Source organism: Providencia sp. 21OH12SH02B-Prov, assembly GCF_027362595.1.
GTDB classification, from domain to species: Bacteria; Pseudomonadota; Gammaproteobacteria; order Enterobacterales; family Enterobacteriaceae; genus Providencia; species Providencia zhejiangensis.
Window position 1 is genome coordinate 2,398,331 of the sequence record NZ_CP114796.1, and the last position, 18,855, is coordinate 2,417,185.

Genomic DNA, 18,855 nt, shown 5'->3' on the forward strand with positions numbered 1-18,855 from the left:
TGTAATGCTAATATCAACAGGAGGCACTATGAGCCCGACATATGAATTACTCGATGGATTCCAAATTCCTCAAATTGGCTTTGGAACATATGCTTTAAAAGGCTTACAGGGCACGCGGATCATTGAAAGCGCTTTAAACAATGGCTACCGTTTACTCGATACTGCATTTAATTATGAAAATGAAGGCATCGTCGGTAGAGCAATAAAAAATAGTTCTATTCCAAGAGATCAAATCAGTGTGACTTCAAAGTTACCTGGGCGCCACCAGCAATATAATAACGCAATACAGACGATTCAAGAATCTATCACACGTCTAGGATTAGACTATATTGACCTGTATTTGATCCACTGGCCAAACCCGAAAAGAGGAACGTTCGTTGAAGCTTGGCAAGCTTTAATCGACTCACAACGTTCTGGCTTAATAAGAAGCATTGGTGTCTGTAATTTTCTTCCTGAGCACATCGAGATTTTAGAAAAAGAAACAGGCGTGCTCCCTGTCATTAACCAGATAGAATTACACCCTAACTTTAACCAAGCAACACAGCGTCAATATCATGCATCAAAAGGCATTATTACGCAGTCATGGAGTCCATTAGGACGAGCTGGATATTTATTCTCTCACCCAACGCTGGTCAATTTGTCTAAAAAATATAATCAGACTGTGTCACAGATTATCATGCGCTGGCATTTACAATTAGGTGCATTGCCGATACCAAAATCCGCGCACTCAACTCGTCAGATTGAAAATATTGATGTTTATGATTTTATCCTGTCGTCAGAAGATATGCAGGCAATAAATGCATTATCTTCAGTAGAGGGAAGACTAAGAAACCAAGACCCAGCAGTGTATGAAGAGTTTTAAATACGGTTTAGGAAGTGATACAAGCGGTTGCAGTAACAGCCCTATCGAATAGGGCTATTATATGATCCCGTGTCAATGAACACGTGATTATGTTCTGTCTACGGGACGGTTCATTATATGGTCTTCCCACTCAACCACATCTTTTTCCCTAACGGCTATGTGCCGCACAGAAATCCTTTCCGCATGCATCGCCGCTTTTGACCCCGTCTTTAACGGATGCCATGCAGGCAATGTTTTCCCTTCAAGCAACAGACGATAAGCACAAGTATGTGGTAGCCATTCAAACGTCTCTAAATTGTATCGATTAAGTTTGATACAATCTGCCTCATAGCTGAAACGGTCTTCATAATGTTTACACTGGCACGTTTTGATATTTAATTGATTACAAGCCACATTAGTAAAATAAATTTCATCTGTGTCTTCATCCATCAGTTTATGCAAGCAGCACTGCCCACAACCGTCACACAGTGATTCCCATTCATCGTCAGTCATTTCATCTAACGTTTTTACCTGCCAGAAAGGCTGAGACATAATACTTAATAATCCTATACTTATATCACTCTGGTCGTTAACGAGTGATCATTAATTGAGAGCTTTAACATATCACCCGATGTCAATGGTCCCACACCTTCTGGGGTTCCTGTCAAAATAATATCCCCCGCACGTAAGGTAAAAAAGCGAGACATATAACTAATCAATGGCAATATGGGCGTGATCATATCACGAGTCGAGCCTGACTGGCGAATTTCGCCATTAATCTCTAAGGACAGCTGGGCACTTTGTGGGTCACCAAAGCTATTGACAGGAATAAAACCCGAAATTGGGCAAGACCCATCGAATGCTTTACTTTTTTCCCATGGTTGTCCCGCTTTCTTAAATTTTGCTTGTAAATCTCGTAGCGTTAAATCTAACGCCACCGCAAAACCCGCAATGGAACGAGAAACCCGATCTTCATCGGCATTCTTTAATGGCATACCAATCAAGACAGCTAATTCAATCTCATGATGCACTGCTCCCAGATCTTTTGGGATCACTATCGGCTGGTTTGCATCACATAATGCAGTTTCAGGTTTAATAAAAATAACAGGTTCTTCTGGGTGTGCGGAGCCCATCTCTTTAATGTGTTTTGCGTAATTACTGCCAACACAAACGACTTTATTTGCAGGAAAATCCAATAAGGCACCTTGCCAGTCACGATGTTGGTACATAGTTGTAACTCCTATTATCGTTATTGTATTTTTTGAGCAACGCCGTCAGCCATCAAGCATACACTCAAAGCAAAGTAATATGAGCGATTCCAATGCATAATAGTGCGGAAATTTTCTGTCACTAAGTATGCGCGCCCCTGCGGATCATCAGGGATAACAACCCATGTTTTAACACTGGACGGTAATTGTGCGAATGCTGGTAATTTGACGCCAAGTTGTTGCCACTGAGCAACGGTTTTACCCTGCTCTGCTTTAACCCCTTCGAGCTGTTTATCAAAATCAGCAGGTAATGTAATTTGGTAACCCCACGGTAAAGCGGCTTGCCAGCCTTCTGTCGAAAGATAATTCGCGATGGAGGCAAAAACATCTGCCGTGTTATTCCAAATATCCATTTTTCCATCACCATCACCGTCCGCCGCATAAGACAAATACGATGTTGGCATAAATTGGCTTTGCCCCATGGCTCCAGCCCAAGATCCTTTTAATTGCTGATCTTCTGGGATATAGCCTTTGTCCATAATTTCCAATGCAGCTAGCAATTGTTTGCTAAATAAAGCTTCACGACGCCCTTCAAATGAAAGTGTTGCTAATGCTGAAATAACATCTTCTTTACCTTGGGAACGACCGAATCCACTCTCTAGTCCCCACAAAGAAACAATATATTGAGGCGGAACCCCATAACGTTTGCTAACCGCATTTAAGATTGCTTCGTTTTCCCAATATTTTTGAGCACCTGCGTTAATGCGCGAGGCGGGTAACACATTCTTTAAATAGCTTTCTAAAGTCACGGTGGCTCTTTTTTCAGGTTGCCCTTTATCGGCCTTAACCACACGCTCAATAAAATGGATATTAGCGAATCCCCGTTCAACCGTGCTCGGTTTAATTCCTTGCGCTACCGCGTGCTGTTTTAATAACTCAACATAAGCCGGAAATTGTGATGGCTCACGATTTTCAATTGGAAATGCTTTATCTAGCGCTTCAACTTCTTGCGCAATTGCGACATTTTGTTGAGTAGTCAATTGTTTCGGTGCAGCTGAAACCGGTGGCTTCGCTGAACAACTCACTAAAAATAAGCCGCTAATTAAAGTAAATAGTAAAGTTGGTTTCATTTCATCACTCCCACCGGTCAATTATCATTTCAGGATTATCCTAATTTTATTCGCTACAAGACTCACGATATTCAGCGAGTAAATTTTCAACTGGTGGTGGAAATTGAAGATAATATCCGACTTCAATTAAATCTGCTTTGACCTTTTCAATATCAGCATTTGCCAATTTATCGCGGTTTGTAAGGGATAATGTCATCGCAAACTGTGGAACGCCGAATTGTTTCATCAGTTCTTCGGGGACTCGAGAAAAATCATCTTTCTTCTCAATATAAAGATATGTTTGATCACGGTTAGGACTACGATATATTGCACAAATCATTATATTTAACTCTTTTTCTTGGTTCATTGGCTTGCTTGAGGAATGCAGTAACTATAACATGCTATTGTTTTACAGAATATCGTCTCCCGAAGTTTGTTTCGGATATTTTAATTTGCTGAGCCCGGATAGATGTCACAGTCGCCAATAGAACTCAAAGGCAGTAGCTTTACTCTTTCAGTGCTTCACTTGCGTAGTGAAGAAACTAAACTCATCAAAAAAGCGCTTCAAGATAAGGTAAGTCAAGCACCTGACTTCCTTAAAAACGCGCCTGTGGTTATTAATATTGCCGATTTAACAGCGAATGCGGATTTATACAGTATCCATAAGGCTGTTATATCAGTTGGTTTAAGGGTTGTCGGAATAAGTGGATGCACCGATCCTTTATTACGGAAGAAAGTCAGTGATGCAGGTTTAGCGGTACTGAGTGAAGGCAAAAGCCAAAAAGCCGTTGACATTCAGCCTGAATCAACGCCGTCTAACGTTGAAATTGCTTCGCCAGCGGACCCTGAGTTTAGTTATCGAAAAACTCGAATTATTAATAGCCCAGTTCGTTCAGGTCAACGAATTTATGCCCCAAATAGTGATCTTATTGTCACAAGTAATATCAGCGCAGGTGCAGAATTACTTGCAGATGGTAATATTCATATATATGGCATAATGAGAGGTCGAGCTCTTGCGGGCGCCTCAGGTGATACTGAAAGCCAAATTTTTTGTACACACCTGCAAGCCGAATTGGTGTCTATTGCGGGTGAATATTGGCTGAGTGATCAGATCCCTTCTGAATTTCTCGGCAAAGCAGCGAAACTTTGTCTCGTTGATAACAGATTAAATATTGAAAACTTAATTTAGACCTTATTTACAAGGAATTATTCATGGCACGCATAATTGTTGTTACATCTGGTAAAGGTGGCGTAGGTAAAACCACTTCAAGCGCGGCCATAGCTACAGGCCTAGCACAAAGAGGGAAAAAAACAGTTGTGATCGATTTTGATATCGGTCTGCGTAACCTCGACCTTATCATGGGATGTGAACGCCGAGTAGTGTATGACTTCGTTAACGTCATTCAAGGTGATGCCACGTTAAATCAGGCACTCATTAAAGATAAACGTACAGAGAATCTCTATATTCTACCTGCATCACAAACTCGTGATAAAGATGCCCTTACTCGAGAAGGCGTTGAAAAGATACTCGACGAATTAGGTAATGAATTAGCATTCGACTTTATTGTCTGTGATTCACCAGCAGGTATCGAAAGTGGTGCATTGATGGCACTTTACTTTGCAGATGAAGCGATTATCACTACCAACCCAGAAGTCTCTTCAGTACGCGATTCTGACCGCATCCTAGGTATTCTTGCCTCTAAATCACGCCGCGCCGAAAAAGGTTTAGACCCTATCAAAGAGCACTTATTATTAACCCGTTATAATCCAGGAAGAGTGACTCGTGGCGATATGTTGAGTATGGAAGATGTCTTAGAAATACTCTGCATTCCATTAATTGGTGTGATCCCTGAAGATCAATCCGTATTACGTTCATCAAACCAAGGTGAACCTGTGATTTTAGACACAGAATCTGATGCTGGTCAGGCATACAGCGACTGTGTTGATCGTATTTTAGGTGAAGAGCGCCCTATCCGATTCATTGAAGAAGAGAAAAAAGGTTTCTTGAAACGCCTATTTGGGGGGTAAATAATGGCTTTATTGGATTTCTTTCTGTCGCGGAAAAAACCGACAGCAAATATCGCAAAAGAGCGATTGCAAATCATCGTAGCAGAACGTCGCCGCGGTGATAGTGAACCTCCTTATCTTGCTGATATGAAAAGAGATATTTTACAGGTTATTTGTAAGTATGTTCAAGTTGACCCTGAGATGCTTTCTGTACAATTCGAACAAAAAGACGACGATATCTCAGTACTTGAATTGAACGTGACATTACCTGAAGGTGATGAGCTAAAAACAACTGAGAAATAATCATAGCAAATAGCCGTTGTTTTTAAGTGATAAATAGCGGCTCGCTTTATCAGTTTTTCAGTCAATTGAATTGGCTTAATCATTAGTAAGCTAAATAGCCATAATATTTTTTATGGCTTGGGTTTTCTATCGCTAAAATAATGTTTGCGATTCTTTTAGATAAGCTCTCTGCTTGCAATATAACCAAATGTTAAACACCGCATCTTGTAGATTACCCTATTAGCATAACGCACTATCTATTCACGCTAATTTTAATCCTCTTCACCAAAATAAAGACTCATCGGCAATAAAACTTGTATACAAGATCGACAAAATAATGGGTCAGTTATCTTTTCAGGAATAGAGGCGATTAACAATAACTTTAAAATGATAAACTTCATTCCACATCTTGCCTGCTATTTTGGCTAAATATTGTTCTTTGATTGTTTTTGAAAATACAGAAACAACCTTTCACAAAGAGTGAATAAAATGCTTTTAATATGCCTAAGGATTATATGGGCAGTTTTACCCAAGGTCTCATTAACGCTATGTTATTCTTTGTTGAGAGAGCCTTAAATCCAGCAAGCTCGATTTAAGGCTACAATTTGGTCGAATAACGCGGGGATACAAACTAGTGTGTTTGATTAAGCAGTTTTGTAATGGGTTCCGCTAGCAAGCGACCTCGCCAGCCATCTAATAATTCAGGCTGCTTAGACAAGGATTTAATCCCCCAATGTACCGATAACAACTGATTAATTTGTCGACGAGATGCCAGTAATTCAGCATTAAATTTTTCATGTTCAGCGATTTCTTTTACTACCGCCTTAATTTCTTTAAATAAACTTTTATACTGGGATTGTTCGTTCAAGTTTGCAACCATTGGCGGATAGTCGCTTTCATTCATTTGTTTGGCTTTTTCCACAATACTGAGCAATCGTCTTCCGTGACATCGGATTTCTTGCCCCGTGAGTCCCAAAGCATCAAGTTCACCTAACGAACTAGGCAAGTAACGAGCCACCTTCCATAAATGTTCTTCTTTAACAACAAAATTAATGGCCATATCACGTGCTTTAGCCTGATTTAAACGCCATTCAGCCAGCATTTGCAAACAAGCAAGCTGTTCATCTTTAAGCTGACACACATTCGTGATGTTTCGATAGGCTAGCGCCGGATCCGTGATTTTCTGTCTCCGCTCAACGGTTCTTTGACACTCTTCTAAGGCATCAGCAAGATAGCCCGCTTCTTCCACTTTTTGCATGAGAATTTTCGCTAATGGCAACAGATATAAAACATCTGCTGTCGCATATAGGCATTGTTTTTCACTGAGTGGACGCGCTAACCAATCGGTTCGAGATTCACTTTTATCCAGCGTTACCCCTAGATATTCTGCAACTAAAGAGGCAAAGCCACACGAAATTGGGTAACCTAAAAATGCGGCGATCACTTGGGTATCAACCATCGGCTCAGGGACACATTGAAAGTCATGCAAAAATACTTCAAGGTCTTCACTACCTGCATGCAAAAATTTAGTGACAGTCTGATTAGTCAGCAACGCTTTAAACGGTGAAAAGTCGCTGATTGATAAAGGGTCGATCAATGAAACTTGTTTTCCATCATAAAGCTGTAGCAAACCTAATTGTGGATAATAAGTTCGAGTACGGACAAATTCGGTATCCAATGCAAGCCAATCAGCTTCACTTGCCTGCTGACATACTTGTGCAAGCTCACTGTCCGTTGTTACTAAACGATAATTCAAAACAAATTTCTCTTTTTATATACTCATCACAGTAACGCCGGTAAAAACCGGCGTTACTCATAGGGATGCAAACCGATAAGCTAACATTATGCTGTTGAGCTTTCTTTTTGCTGTTTTTCTTCATCACGTAATTCTCTACGCAATATTTTTCCAACATTTGACTTTGGCAACTCTGTTCTAAATTCAAACAGCTTGGGGACTTTATACGCGGTGAGTGAACGGCGACAAAATGTTTTTAAGTCATCAGATGTTAATTTCGGATTACTGCTCACCACAAATACTTTAACGGCTTCCCCTGTGCTGGTACTTGGTACGCCAATTGCCGCACATTCAACCACATCAGGGTGAGATGAAATCACATCTTCAACTTCATTTGGATAAACATTAAAGCCAGAGACAATAATCATGTCTTTTTTACGATCAACGATACGTATATAGCCTTCACTATCAATTTCAGCGATATCGCCCGTCGCTAACCAGCCATCACGCAAAATTTCAGCGGTTGAGTCAGGTCGGTTCCAATAGCCCTTCATGACCTGAGGGCCTTTGACCCACATTTCACCCGGCTCTCCCGCAGCAACCTCATTGCCGTCGTCATCAACCAGTTTAATTTCTGTTGATGGAACAGGTAACCCGATACTACCACTATAAGCGGTCAGATTATACGGATTTCCGGTCACAAGTGGTGAACATTCTGTTAAGCCATAACCTTCTAATAAGTGCTTACCGGTGAGTTTTTGCCATTTCTCGGCAACGGCTTTCTGGACAGGCATTCCGCCACCGACCGACAACCTTAACTTGGAAAAATCAAGTTTCTGGAATTCGGCATTATGCAACCACGCATTAAATAAGGTATTAACCCCGGTAATTGAAGTGATGGGATAACGAGCTAACTCTTTGACGGTACCAGGTACATCGCGAGGGTTGGTTATTAATAGGTTTACCCCACCAACATTGATAAAAAGGAGGCAGTTCACCATAAGAGCAAAAACATGATAAAGCGGCAGTGCTGTCACCACAAACTCTGAGCCAATTTTTAAGACTGGGCCATAAGCGGCTCTCGCTTGCTCAATATTCGCTAACATGTTGCGGTGTGTCAACATTGCACCTTTCGCAACCCCTGTTGTGCCTCCTGTGTATTGCAAAAATGCTAGGTCATCGCCCGTAATATTCGGTTTAATGTACTGCATACGATAGCCATAATGCATCGCACGCCTAAACGAAATGGCATCCGGTAGATGATATTTCGGAACGAGCTTTTTGACATACTTCACCACAAAATCAACTAACGTCGCTTTAGGGCGTGAGAGCTGATCCCCCATGCGGGTCAAAATCACATGCTTAACTTTGGTATTAAAAACAATTTTCTCAAGGGTATGCGCAAAGTTTGACACAATCACAATAGCGCTTGCACCACTGTCGTTTAACTGATGCTCTAACTCTCTTGGTGTATAAAGTGGGTTAACATTAATAACAACCATGCCCGCACGTAAGATACCAAATAGCGCTATTGGGTATTGCAATAGATTGGGCATCATTAATGCCACACGGTCGCCTTTTTTAAGCCCTAAGCCATTCTGTAGGTATGCCGCAAAAGCACGGCTTCTCTCTTCCAACTTGCGGTAAGTCATCACTGCGCCCATATTAATAAACGCAGGTTGATCCGCATATTGCGAAACCGAATTTTCAAGTAACTCCGCTAAAGAAGCAAAGCGATCAGGATCGATCTCTTCCGGAACATCGCTTGGGTAATTTTTCAGCCAGATTTTTTCCAAAGTATGACTCCTGAATTTTAGTATAGTAATATGACTCAACACCCTTTTAACAAATTATTAACTCAGCGTACCAGTTTGAAAAATACCCTGTGCCAAGGTTGAGAGCTCTATCACTAAATAAATTTCATTCCTTCGAAACAAAAATAGGCGGGACAGTCCGCCTATTTCATTTTAGTGTGTTTTACCAGAACGATATCCGGTATAGATATCGTAATAATACACTCTTCTGAACAATTTTTGGAGAAATTAACACATTACCCGTGCATACGCCTAAAAATAAGTCAGTCGAACTCACAAATCAAATAAAGAGGAGGCCAAATTGCCTCCTCTTACAAATTGTCCAATTTAATCTTATTCCGTTAAATACGTTTGTACTGGCGCGACCCCGCCAGGGTAGCCGTAACCATATCCATAACCCCAAGGGTGATTATAGTAATAAGGATTACCATAATAGCCATAACCCCATGGGCCAGCCGGAGGTAAAATAACACTTTGTGTTAAATTCCAACGTTGATATCCCGTTGCATCTAAAGTGACATATTTATACGGTATATCACCTATCTTGCCTGGCTGTTCTCCTGTAATTTTACCGACAACCGTTATATAACGACCATTGTAGTCAGCTGGATCAAGGAAGCCATTCACGAAAGCATAAATACGACCTACAGAAGGAACACCTAATTCAGGAGCTGCATCATATTTATTTAACGGAATAACAGCGATTTCTAAACGTGTTTTATTAGGTTGATTAAATACAGAGATGACTTTTCCGCCAAAACGGCCTTCTTGCCCAATATACATTTCAGGCGCATTTTGTACTGATGATAAGTTAACCGCTGGATTTGGTGACGAACCTTGAATTGAGGAAGGAATCGACACACAACCTGTTAGCGCTAATACGCCGACAAATAAGACAACGTTAAGTGTAGTGCGACAGTTAATTTTTATTCCCATATACCACCTCCATTTAAGTGAATTATAAATTCAGACGGCAAGGATTAATATGAATATCATCGTATATCACACGATATGTTCAATGGGCTGAGTGAGAAATGTACTATCAAGTCAATTATAGACGTATTGCAGAACCTTTAGTCAATTTCTATTTGTTTATTTTAATCATTTAATTAAAAAATCATTCCAATTTAGATTATTTAAATTGAAATGATTCATAATTTTAATACGCTAAATAACCCTAAAATAAATACAACAACTGAAAATTAACGCATTAACGACCAGGCAGTTTTTTCCACGTCACTTCATTGCGTAAGTAAGTGGGTTCCACGTTTTCCACTGACTCCACCTTACCTGCTCGCCATAAACGCTCAGCGATAGGCAACATATCTTGTGCTGTTGGCAATTCAACAGTGCTATCATTCAAGACAATATCGTTATCTTGTAATTGTGGATAGGCTTGCCAACCTGTCCCTGCGTGGCTCCATTCCCCAGTAAGTTGGCTAATTTTATCACGGAAAAGATCTGGACTCATGACCGCTTCACTGTCCTCGCCAAGCCATATTCCCTCTGCATTACGTTGATATTGAGCACAATACACTTCTGTCATTCGAGCATCGATTGCGACCAATACCCGAGCATGACCTCCAACGCGATATGCTCCTTCAGCCAATGTCATTAGCGATGAAATGCCGATCATTGGCAAATTAGCTCCTAACGCCAGCCCCTGAGCTATCCCCACACCAATTCGAACGCCCGTAAAACTACCCGGTCCCCGCCCGAATGCTAATGCATCCAGTTGACTTAACGAAAGCCCCGCTTGTGATAAAACGTCTTCCACCATGGGCAACACTTTCTGAGTGTGCTCTCGTGGTGAAACTGCAAAGCGAGAAATAATTTCTCCATCGCATAATAATGCGACTGAACATGCTTCTGTTGCTGTATCAACAGCAAGAATACGGCTCGACATGCCACAACTCCGGCAAATGAATTAGGTTTGATGCCACTGCCTGTCAACAGTGACCTGAAAATGCGATTTATAGTAGCATAAACTCAAGAGGAAAGAGTACAAAAAAGCCCTTATGGCCTTGGTTTACTTACTATTATTAATATCAGTTCTTTTTTTCTCAAGAAACTCAATCGCTTTAGTTAAACTACGAGTTCTTGGCGATGGCGGTAAACTGTTCAAGAAAACCTCACCATATGGGCGCGTTACTAAACGATTATCACAAATCACAATCACACCATAATCGCTAGTGTCACGGATCAAGCGCCCAACCCCTTGTTTCAACGTAATCACGGCATCAGGGATTTGTACATCAGCAAAAGGATCCCCTCCTCTTAGCTGACAATCCTCAATACGCGCTCGTAATAGGGGGTCATCTGGCGCAGTAAAAGGCAATTTATCGATAATAACGCAGGTTAAATCATCTCCACGAACATCGACGCCTTCCCAGAAGCTACTCGTCGCGACCAATACGGCATTACCTGCCTCAATAAACTGTGTCAGTAATTTATTTTTACTCGTTTCCCCCTGCATAAAAACAGGCAGAGTCAAGGTCACTTTAAACTCTTCGGCTAATTCACGCATCATCAAATGTGATGTACATAAGAAAAAACAACGCCCTTGGTTTTTGATGATCAGGGGTCTTAACATGGTAGCCAGTTTTTGTGCGATGCCTTTTTGATTCGTTTCTGGCAGAAAACGCGGTACACAAAGTAACGTTTGGCTTTGATAATCAAAAGGACTTGCTAATAATAATGTTTTGGCTGAATCAATTCCTAATCTATCTGTAAAATAGTTAAGTTGCTCATTGACTGATAATGTCGCGGAGGTAAATACCCAGCTTGCTGGGGCGCTAGATATCATTTCACTAAATTTATCTGCTACCGTCAGAGGGGTTAATGCTAATAAAAAGTGGCGACCATAACTTTCAAACCAGTAGCTGTAACCTGGAATAGTGACTTCTTTCAACCTATTGAGTCTATTGCGATACAGTGTTACTCGTTCAAAAATAGAATCTAATGTTTGTGAGCGCCCTAGTGACGTTTTAATGACTTCATAACAAAGCTCAAGGGAATCTTCGAGTAGTGTTAACGCTCGCTGTACCGTGGGCGTTTTTAATAATTCACGTAAATTCCCTCGAAAGCTGTTTTCCCCCAAATTTAAACGAAAATCTAAGGTACTTTGAGTTAGCCTGTCTGCACTCTTTTGTAGCTGAACCAGATCCTTAAGCTCTGTTCGGTAACTCATTACCATATCACGAGCAAGATCCAACAATTGGCGACTGCTTAATTGTTGACCAAAGTATTGGCTAGCGATATCTGGGATTTGATGCGCTTCATCAAAAATCATCACATCAGCTTGCGGCATCAGCTCACCAAACCCCGTATCTTTCACCACGCGGTCAGCCATAAATAAGTGATGGTTTACCACTATGATATCGGCATCTAATGCCTTACGACGCGCTTTTAAAACAAAGCACTCTTGATAACGAGGGCAATCACTGCCTAAACAGTTGTCATTAGTACTGGTGACTAGCGGCCAAACGGCATGATCTTCCGCAATATCATGGCACGTACTCACATCCCCTGATTCGGATTCAATTGACCAACTACGCAACCGTACAACAGCAGAGAGAATTTCAGGTTCAAGGCTGCCACCACCTAATGATTGCTGATCTAAACGCTCTAAGCACAGATAATTAGAACGACCTTTGAGCAATGCTGTACGACCGGTATATTGCATCGCATCAATAATCGTCGGTAGGTCACGATGATAAAGTTGATCTTGTAATGCCTTCGAGCCTGTTGAAACAATCACTTTTTTACCTGATCGTAATGCAGGAACTAAATACGCAAACGTTTTACCTGTACCTGTCCCCGCCTCAGCCACTAGCACTTGCTGTTTTGCAATGGCTTCAGAGACAGCATTAGACATAGTCACCTGCGCTGCACGTGGTTGAAACCCAGGGATTGTTTTCGCTAAAAAGCCATCAGAAGAGAAATCGTCGTACACCGCAAACCTATTAATCATTCAATTTGAAGAGGATTACTTTACCATGTCTTGCCCTCACCTGCTGAGCTAAATGGTGTATTCATGCCAGAAGGGATTTTCATTAATAGAACTAACTGTTATTCTTAAAAAAACTCATAGATAAAGCACTAAGGAACCCTAATGACGATTGAAAGGATAGATCCAGATAAGCGTTGGTCTGAAGCGGTTATTCACAATAATGTTGTTTACTACACCAGCGTTCCTGAAAATTTAGATGCTGATATTATTGCGCAAACCACAGATACACTCTCCGCTATTGATATTCTTCTACAACGTGTTGGTTCTGATAAGAGTAAGATCTTAGATGCCACTATTTTCTTAGCTGATAAAGCTGATTTCGCTGGCATGAACCAAGCATGGGATGCATGGGTTGTTGAAGGTAGCGCGCCTGTTCGTTGTACAGTTCAAGCGGCACTAATGAAACCCGAGTATAAAGTGGAAATTAAAATCGTTGCGGCGATTGATTAGCCAATAGGATGGATTAATACATATAAAATATTAAAAGCGCCGCATACACACGGTATCGGCGCTTGTTTTTTATGACATTTTAATGAGTACCATTCCTAGTAGCAGTACCGCAATGCCGCCCCAACCCTTGTAGTTGAGTCTTTGGTTGAAAAGTATCCATCCCGCGGCAATTGTCGCGATAATCCCAAACGCCCCCCACAGTGCATAAGCGATTGACAGCTCGATTCCTTTTACTGCTTGAGCAAGGGAACTAAATGCCCCTAATACCGCTAATAATGAGAGAATACCTAACCAGTAACGTTTAAATCCATTCGACATTTTTAACAAGATATTCGCTAAAATCTCAAGTACGACTGCTAATACCAAAAAGGCACCGTGCCACCATTCAAATTGCATATCCATAATTAGGCCTCCGTTTTCGTCATCGATTGTGTCAAGCTGCTTGATTTAACAGCGGTGTGTGCTTTTTGAGATGACTTAGTGGCGACAGCCTTTTTAGTACCAAATTTTATCAATCCAATACCGACGATTAGCAAGATTAACCCACCGATTTTCATTGGTGAGAGTGATTCACCAAACCACAGTACGCTAAAGGTGGTGATGAATAAAATACCGATGCCTTCCCATAAGGCATACGCGACCCCTAACGCCACTTTTTTAATCGCAATAGCCAATAAAATATAGGAAAGTGCGATCATGACATACATGACGACCATTCCGGTATAGCCACCACTGACACTGGCGTGTTTCATGGATAAAGTACCGGTCACTTCGGCGATAATAGATAATACTAAAAATATCCAATATATCATTATATAATCTCTCTACAGACAACCGCATGCCTGCTTTTTTTTCATACAGAAAAAACGCACTTTTCGTCAGCGAAAAATTTCATGCGAGTATAAAAAAATAATAAATATCAAGAAAATGCTGATTTTATTCAGCAAAGTGAATATTTTAGAGAGACGCTATAAAGCACCGCACCAGTGATGCTCACTGGAAAGGATAGCTGAAAGGAAAAGTCTGTGGGTTGTTCTTCTTTGTGACTTACTGATTTTAATGCTATTCACGCTAAGCATGATATCTCATTCATTTCATCGGATGGACATCCACCCAAGTTACTCCGAACCCTCATATAATTGTTAATACATGCTATTTTTAGCATGCCAAAAATATTAAGTCAATGAATATAAACAGCTTTTTATAATGAATTTTTATTGCATAATTATGCATCTATAACCGCAAGAACCTCAGTATTGTTCATAAGATAGCGAATAAACAACCAAAAAACCCTCACTAAATAACCTTATTTTTTATTGATAAAAATACATTTTTTACTGTTTTCTTTTATTAGACAACACATCAACTGTTTATCATTGACTTCAACAACAAACAGGCTTCTTATATGAGTCATATTCGTAAAATATGTATTTCGTCCGAAAGAGAGATAAATGGCTACCTTCAACCTCACCTCTAATAGTTTTCAAAACGACACAAATGCGACACCACTCCCCTATGATGTCATCTCTATCCAATCTCAGGTTGTTTATGGCTGTGTCGGTAATAGCATTGCCGTCCCTGCATTAATGAAACAAGGCTTGCGCGTTGCCGCTGTACCAACGGTTATTTTAAGCAATACTCCACATTACGCGACTTGCCATGGTGGTGAGTTACCTTCAGAGTGGTTTCGCGGTTACTTAAGTGGCTTAGTGGAACGTGGCTGTATGGCGGGTGTACGTGCCATTTTAACGGGTTACTTAGGCTCTAAAAACAAAGCACATGATTTAGCACAGTGGCTAACTGCTATACGTAAAACGCACCCTTCTATCCCCGTGATCGTCGATCCCGTTATGGGCGATGAAGACAGCGGCTTCTACATACCACCTGAAATCGCTGACGTTTATCGAAATGACGTTATTCCACTTGCGACAGGGATCATTCCAAATAAATTTGAGTTAGCAACGCTCAGTGGCCAAGAGATACAAACTTTAGATGATGCAACTAAAGCTGCCCGTAGTTTATTAAAGGGGCATACTCAATGGGTCATTATTACCAGCGCATTTCAACCCGATGAAGAGAATATCGACGTCGTTTGTGTCACGAAGCAAGATGTGTCAGTTATCCGCCATAAACGTTACCCAGTCACCCCCAAAGGCACAGGTGATTTATTTGGTGCGGAGCTAACAGCTCAATTATTAGCGGGGTTATCCGTGCCCGATGCCGCGAAAATGGCCTGTTTACGCATTGAGCAAGGAATTATTCATATGGCGGCAACCGGTCGCAGTGAATTGGTGCTTTAATGGCGACCTACAAGAATGTGATAAATCGCCGTTGATATCACGTCAATCAATAAGGCCAGTTGGCTTATCTCTGCAACAACTGGCCTTATAAAAACAATATTAGACGTTATTATTCAAATTCATTCCATGAACGCCCATCACGGGTGATCATAGCGACAGAAGCAATAGGCCCCCAAGTCCCCGCTTGATATGGTTTAGGTGCTTCGTTATCCATTGCCCATGCGTCCATAATGGAATCAACAAATTTCCATGCTTCTTCCACTTCATCGCGACGAACAAATAATGCCTGAATACCGCGCATTGCTTCGAGCAATAAACGCTCATAAGCATCCGCTAAGTGAGTTTGATTGAATGTTTCTGAGAAACTCAAATCCAACTTCGTTGTTTGCAAGCGATGTTTATGATCGAGCCCAGGTGCCTTATTCATGATCTCAATATCAATACCTTCATCAGGCTGTAGGCGGATAGTGAGTTTGTTTTGTGGAAGCTCCTGATAACTTTCTGAAAAAATATTCAGCGCAGGTTTTTTAAAGTAAACCACAACTTCTGAACATTTTGCAGGCAGACGCTTGCCTGTCCGTAAGTAGAAAGGCACGCCAGCCCAACGCCAATCATCAATATCGACACGCAATGCCACAAAGGTTTCGGTCATACTTTGCTTATTAGCGCCTTCTTCCTCAAGATAACCAGGCACCTTATTACCTTGAACAAAACCAGCGGTATATTGGCCGCGAACTGCTTTTTCTCTAACATTCGTATGGTCAATGCGACGTAGTGAACGTAAGACTTTAACCTTCTCATCACGAATGCGATCGGTCGTCAAATCTGCGGGAGGAGACATGGCAATCATTGTTAAAATTTGTAATAGGTGATTTTGCACCATATCACGCATTTGCCCTGCCTGATCAAAGTAGCCCCAACGACCTTCGATACCGACTTCTTCCGCAACCGTAATTTGTACATGATCGATGGTTCGGTTATCCCAGTTATTGATAAACAGCGAGTTAGCAAAACGAAGCGCCAACAAGTTAAGCACCGTTTCTTTTCCGAGATAGTGGTCAATACGATAGACTTGGCTTTCATCAAAATACTTAGCGACTTCATTATTAATTTCTTGTGAAGAAGCTAAATCCGTGCCTAAAGGTTTTTCCATAACAACACGGTTAGGTTGCTTATTTAATCCTGCATGTCCCAGCCCTTGGCAAACTGCACCAAACGTACTTGGCGGCATGGCAAAATAGTGGATCGCGGGATGACGATCCTGCTTAAGCATTTGTGCCAAACTATCGAAATTTTCAGTTTGATTAACATCTAGATTGCAGAAATCTAAACGTGCGCTAAGTTTTTCCCACAGTACCGGATCAAGGTCTTCTTTCAAAAATTCGCTGAATGCTTTTTCAACAAATTCAATATAATCGCTCTGGCTCCACTGCGCACGGCCAACACCGATAATACGCGTGTCTGGGTGAATGTAGCCTGCTTTCTCCAACTGATACAAAGATGGAAGCAATTTACGACGAGCGAGGTCTCCTTTGGTGCCGAAAATAATCAAGTCACAGGCTTGAGCAGCATTATTTACCGCCATATTGGTTCTCCTCAATTTGCGGAATTTATTGTAATTTTGTTACAAAATTAGCCAGATGTTCCGCTAATGTACCCTTTTGAAGGTACTCAGTAAATATTGATGATACTGATCACAGTTTTTATGCTGAAAAAAACAACAAACGTGGCTCGTGTCATCATAACTGAATGGTGACAGCATTTGTAATAAAATAACAAAACCGTCAGTGAACTGACTGAGATGAAAATTAGATACAGCTCATAGTTTCGTAAAAAATTACGCCACAAACTTGGAACATTCGGATAGGTTAACCATAACCCATAGTATATTCCTGTTATAAACACTGCCTTCAAAAACGATATTAATAAAATACAGAGTATCTTTATGGCAGAAAAATTTCTCCTTTTGATGAAATAGGCACTTTCGTTATATGAATATTTTAGAACAAATGAAGAGCAGCCTCGATTTTTTAAGTAAATCAGAAAAGAAAGTTGCCGAAGTTATTTTAGGTATGCCACAGCGAGCTATCCATCTTAGCATTGCAACCCTTGCTCAACTGGCTGATGTGAGTGAGCCCACCGTTAACCGCTTTTGCCGCAAGATGGATACCAAAGGATTTCCTGACTTCAAACTGCGCCTAGCTCAAAACCTTGCCAATGGCACCCCTTATGTCAATCGTAATGTTGAAGAAAACGACACAGTAAATACCTACACCCATAAGATTTTTGAGTCTGCGATGGCAGGGTTAGATAATGTCAAACATACCTTAGATATTACAGCGATTAACCGAGCTGTTGACCTTCTCACCCAAGCTCGCAAGATTAGCTTTTTTGGCTTTGGTGCTTCTGCTGCTGTCGCTCATGATGCGATGAATAAATTTTTCCGCTTTAATATTCCCGTCATCTATTTCGATGATATTGTTATGCAGCGGATGAGTTGTATAAATAGTAGTGAGGGAGACGTTATCGTTTTGATTTCACATACTGGCAGAACAAAAGCGTTAGTCGATATGGCACGTTTAGCCCGAGATAACGATGCGACTGTCATCGCAATTACTTCCGATAACTCCCCACTTTCTCACGTTGCCACCCTTTCAATCATCATCGACGTACCTGAAGATACTGATATGTACATGCCTATGGTATCTAGATTAGCGCAACTAACCGTTATTGATGTGCTAACAACAGGTTTTACCTTAAGAAGAGGTGAAAAATTTAGAGATAACTTGAAACGGGTCAAAGAAGCATTACGCGATTCGCGGTTTGATAGCGTGTAGCGATAACTGCTTTTTGATTATTGATGCTAAATAACTCAAGCTATAGCAAAGTGACAAATCAATACGCCATTAGGTACGGTAATAATACGAGAAGCCACACAGATGGAGGTGACCAAGGGGGTGGCAACGTGGAATATAACGAGTATCGCTTTAATAGTTTTGCAGACCTGATAGCATTAACTAATTAGCAGTATATAATAGCTGTGCTCGTGTCAGCACAATAACTTGTCGCAAAAAGGTCTCGAAAATACGCAAAATGG

At 41.0% G+C, this 18,855-nt stretch carries 19 protein-coding genes; 7 read left to right on the forward strand and 12 right to left on the reverse strand.

Features of this window, described 5'->3' with window-relative positions:
- Positions 1–28 precede the first annotated feature (28 nt).
- Complete coding sequence (locus O7C57_RS11310; RefSeq protein WP_269723161.1) at positions 29–862, forward strand: aldo/keto reductase; 834 nt, start codon at positions 29–31, stop codon at positions 860–862.
- 87 nt (positions 863–949) lie between these two features.
- Here O7C57_RS11310 and O7C57_RS11315 read toward each other — a convergent pair whose 3' ends face one another.
- Genes O7C57_RS11315 through O7C57_RS11330 form a run of 4 tightly spaced genes read right to left on the reverse strand, consistent with a single transcriptional unit; the run spans position 950 to position 3,498 of the window.
- Entirely contained in the window at positions 950–1,396 is a 447-nt protein-coding gene (locus O7C57_RS11315) for a YcgN family cysteine cluster protein (protein WP_208852771.1), read from the reverse strand.
- Between the two features lie 17 nt (positions 1,397–1,413).
- Positions 1,414–2,070: a fumarylacetoacetate hydrolase family protein gene (locus O7C57_RS11320; protein WP_154623123.1), complete on the reverse strand. Its 657-nt coding sequence runs from the start codon at positions 2,068–2,070 to the stop codon at positions 1,414–1,416.
- 20 nt (positions 2,071–2,090) lie between these two features.
- Entirely contained in the window at positions 2,091–3,179 is a 1,089-nt protein-coding gene (locus tag O7C57_RS11325) for a lytic murein transglycosylase (RefSeq protein WP_196713068.1), read from the reverse strand.
- Positions 3,180–3,225: 46 nt separating this feature from the next.
- Positions 3,226–3,498 (reverse strand): YcgL domain-containing protein, encoded by a 273-nt coding sequence (locus tag O7C57_RS11330; protein WP_154623156.1) that lies wholly within the window; start codon positions 3,496–3,498, stop codon positions 3,226–3,228.
- 129 nt (positions 3,499–3,627) lie between these two features.
- On the opposite strand from O7C57_RS11330, the gene minC reads away from it, so the two are divergent.
- From minC to minE, 3 genes are read left to right on the forward strand one after another with little or no spacing between them, the layout of a single operon-like run.
- Positions 3,628–4,347 carry a septum site-determining protein MinC gene (gene minC, locus O7C57_RS11335; protein WP_163861855.1) on the forward strand — a complete coding sequence of 240 codons (720 nt, stop codon included), beginning with the start codon at positions 3,628–3,630 and terminating at the stop codon, positions 4,345–4,347.
- Positions 4,348–4,370: 23 nt separating this feature from the next.
- Complete coding sequence (gene minD, locus O7C57_RS11340; protein WP_154623128.1) at positions 4,371–5,186, forward strand: septum site-determining protein MinD; 816 nt, start codon at positions 4,371–4,373, stop codon at positions 5,184–5,186.
- 3 nt (positions 5,187–5,189) lie between these two features.
- A complete protein-coding gene (minE, locus tag O7C57_RS11345; protein WP_154623129.1) occupies positions 5,190–5,468 on the forward strand; it encodes a cell division topological specificity factor MinE in 279 nt (92 codons plus the stop codon).
- Between the two features lie 610 nt (positions 5,469–6,078).
- Here minE and rnd read toward each other — a convergent pair.
- The 5 genes from rnd to O7C57_RS11370 form a co-directional block, all read right to left on the reverse strand.
- The gene (gene rnd, locus O7C57_RS11350) at positions 6,079–7,203 is read right to left on the reverse strand and encodes a ribonuclease D (protein ID WP_154623131.1); all 1,125 of its coding nucleotides are present in this window, start codon (positions 7,201–7,203) and stop codon (positions 6,079–6,081) included.
- Positions 7,204–7,289: 86 nt separating this feature from the next.
- A complete protein-coding gene (gene fadD, locus O7C57_RS11355; protein WP_154623133.1) occupies positions 7,290–8,978 on the reverse strand; it encodes a long-chain-fatty-acid--CoA ligase FadD in 1,689 nt (562 codons plus the stop codon).
- A 351-nt stretch (positions 8,979–9,329) separates the two neighbouring features.
- The gene (locus tag O7C57_RS11360) at positions 9,330–9,932 is read right to left on the reverse strand and encodes a Slp family lipoprotein (RefSeq protein WP_154623135.1); all 603 of its coding nucleotides are present in this window, start codon (positions 9,930–9,932) and stop codon (positions 9,330–9,332) included.
- A gap of 274 nt (positions 9,933–10,206) precedes the next feature.
- Positions 10,207–10,902 carry a tRNA (adenosine(37)-N6)-threonylcarbamoyltransferase complex dimerization subunit type 1 TsaB gene (gene tsaB, locus O7C57_RS11365; protein WP_251464236.1) on the reverse strand — a complete coding sequence of 232 codons (696 nt, stop codon included), beginning with the start codon at positions 10,900–10,902 and terminating at the stop codon, positions 10,207–10,209.
- A 123-nt stretch (positions 10,903–11,025) separates the two neighbouring features.
- The gene (locus O7C57_RS11370; protein ID WP_163863593.1) at positions 11,026–12,951 is read right to left on the reverse strand and encodes an ATP-dependent DNA helicase; all 1,926 of its coding nucleotides are present in this window, start codon (positions 12,949–12,951) and stop codon (positions 11,026–11,028) included.
- 159 nt (positions 12,952–13,110) lie between these two features.
- Between O7C57_RS11370 and O7C57_RS11375 the strand changes: the two genes are divergently transcribed.
- Complete coding sequence (locus O7C57_RS11375; protein WP_154623141.1) at positions 13,111–13,458, forward strand: RidA family protein; 348 nt, start codon at positions 13,111–13,113, stop codon at positions 13,456–13,458.
- 69 nt (positions 13,459–13,527) lie between these two features.
- On the opposite strand, the gene mdtI is transcribed toward O7C57_RS11375, so the two are convergent.
- Together mdtI and mdtJ are read right to left on the reverse strand one after the other, a co-directional pair.
- Positions 13,528–13,860, reverse strand: coding sequence for a multidrug/spermidine efflux SMR transporter subunit MdtI (gene mdtI / locus O7C57_RS11380; protein ID WP_154623142.1), 333 nt, complete (start codon positions 13,858–13,860; stop codon positions 13,528–13,530).
- 2 nt (positions 13,861–13,862) lie between these two features.
- Positions 13,863–14,270: a multidrug/spermidine efflux SMR transporter subunit MdtJ gene (gene mdtJ, locus O7C57_RS11385; RefSeq protein WP_154623143.1), complete on the reverse strand. Its 408-nt coding sequence runs from the start codon at positions 14,268–14,270 to the stop codon at positions 13,863–13,865.
- Between the two features lie 639 nt (positions 14,271–14,909).
- Here mdtJ and pdxK point away from each other — a divergent pair.
- Complete coding sequence (pdxK, locus tag O7C57_RS11390; protein ID WP_269723162.1) at positions 14,910–15,758, forward strand: pyridoxine/pyridoxal/pyridoxamine kinase; 849 nt, start codon at positions 14,910–14,912, stop codon at positions 15,756–15,758.
- Positions 15,759–15,867: 109 nt separating this feature from the next.
- Here pdxK and zwf read toward each other — a convergent pair whose 3' ends face one another.
- The gene (zwf, locus tag O7C57_RS11395) at positions 15,868–17,343 is read right to left on the reverse strand and encodes a glucose-6-phosphate dehydrogenase (protein ID WP_163861864.1); all 1,476 of its coding nucleotides are present in this window, start codon (positions 17,341–17,343) and stop codon (positions 15,868–15,870) included.
- A gap of 406 nt (positions 17,344–17,749) precedes the next feature.
- Here zwf and O7C57_RS11400 point away from each other — a divergent pair, with 406 nt between their 5' ends.
- Positions 17,750–18,595 carry a MurR/RpiR family transcriptional regulator gene (locus O7C57_RS11400; protein ID WP_154623147.1) on the forward strand — a complete coding sequence of 282 codons (846 nt, stop codon included), beginning with the start codon at positions 17,750–17,752 and terminating at the stop codon, positions 18,593–18,595.
- Positions 18,596–18,855: the final 260 nt, after the last annotated feature.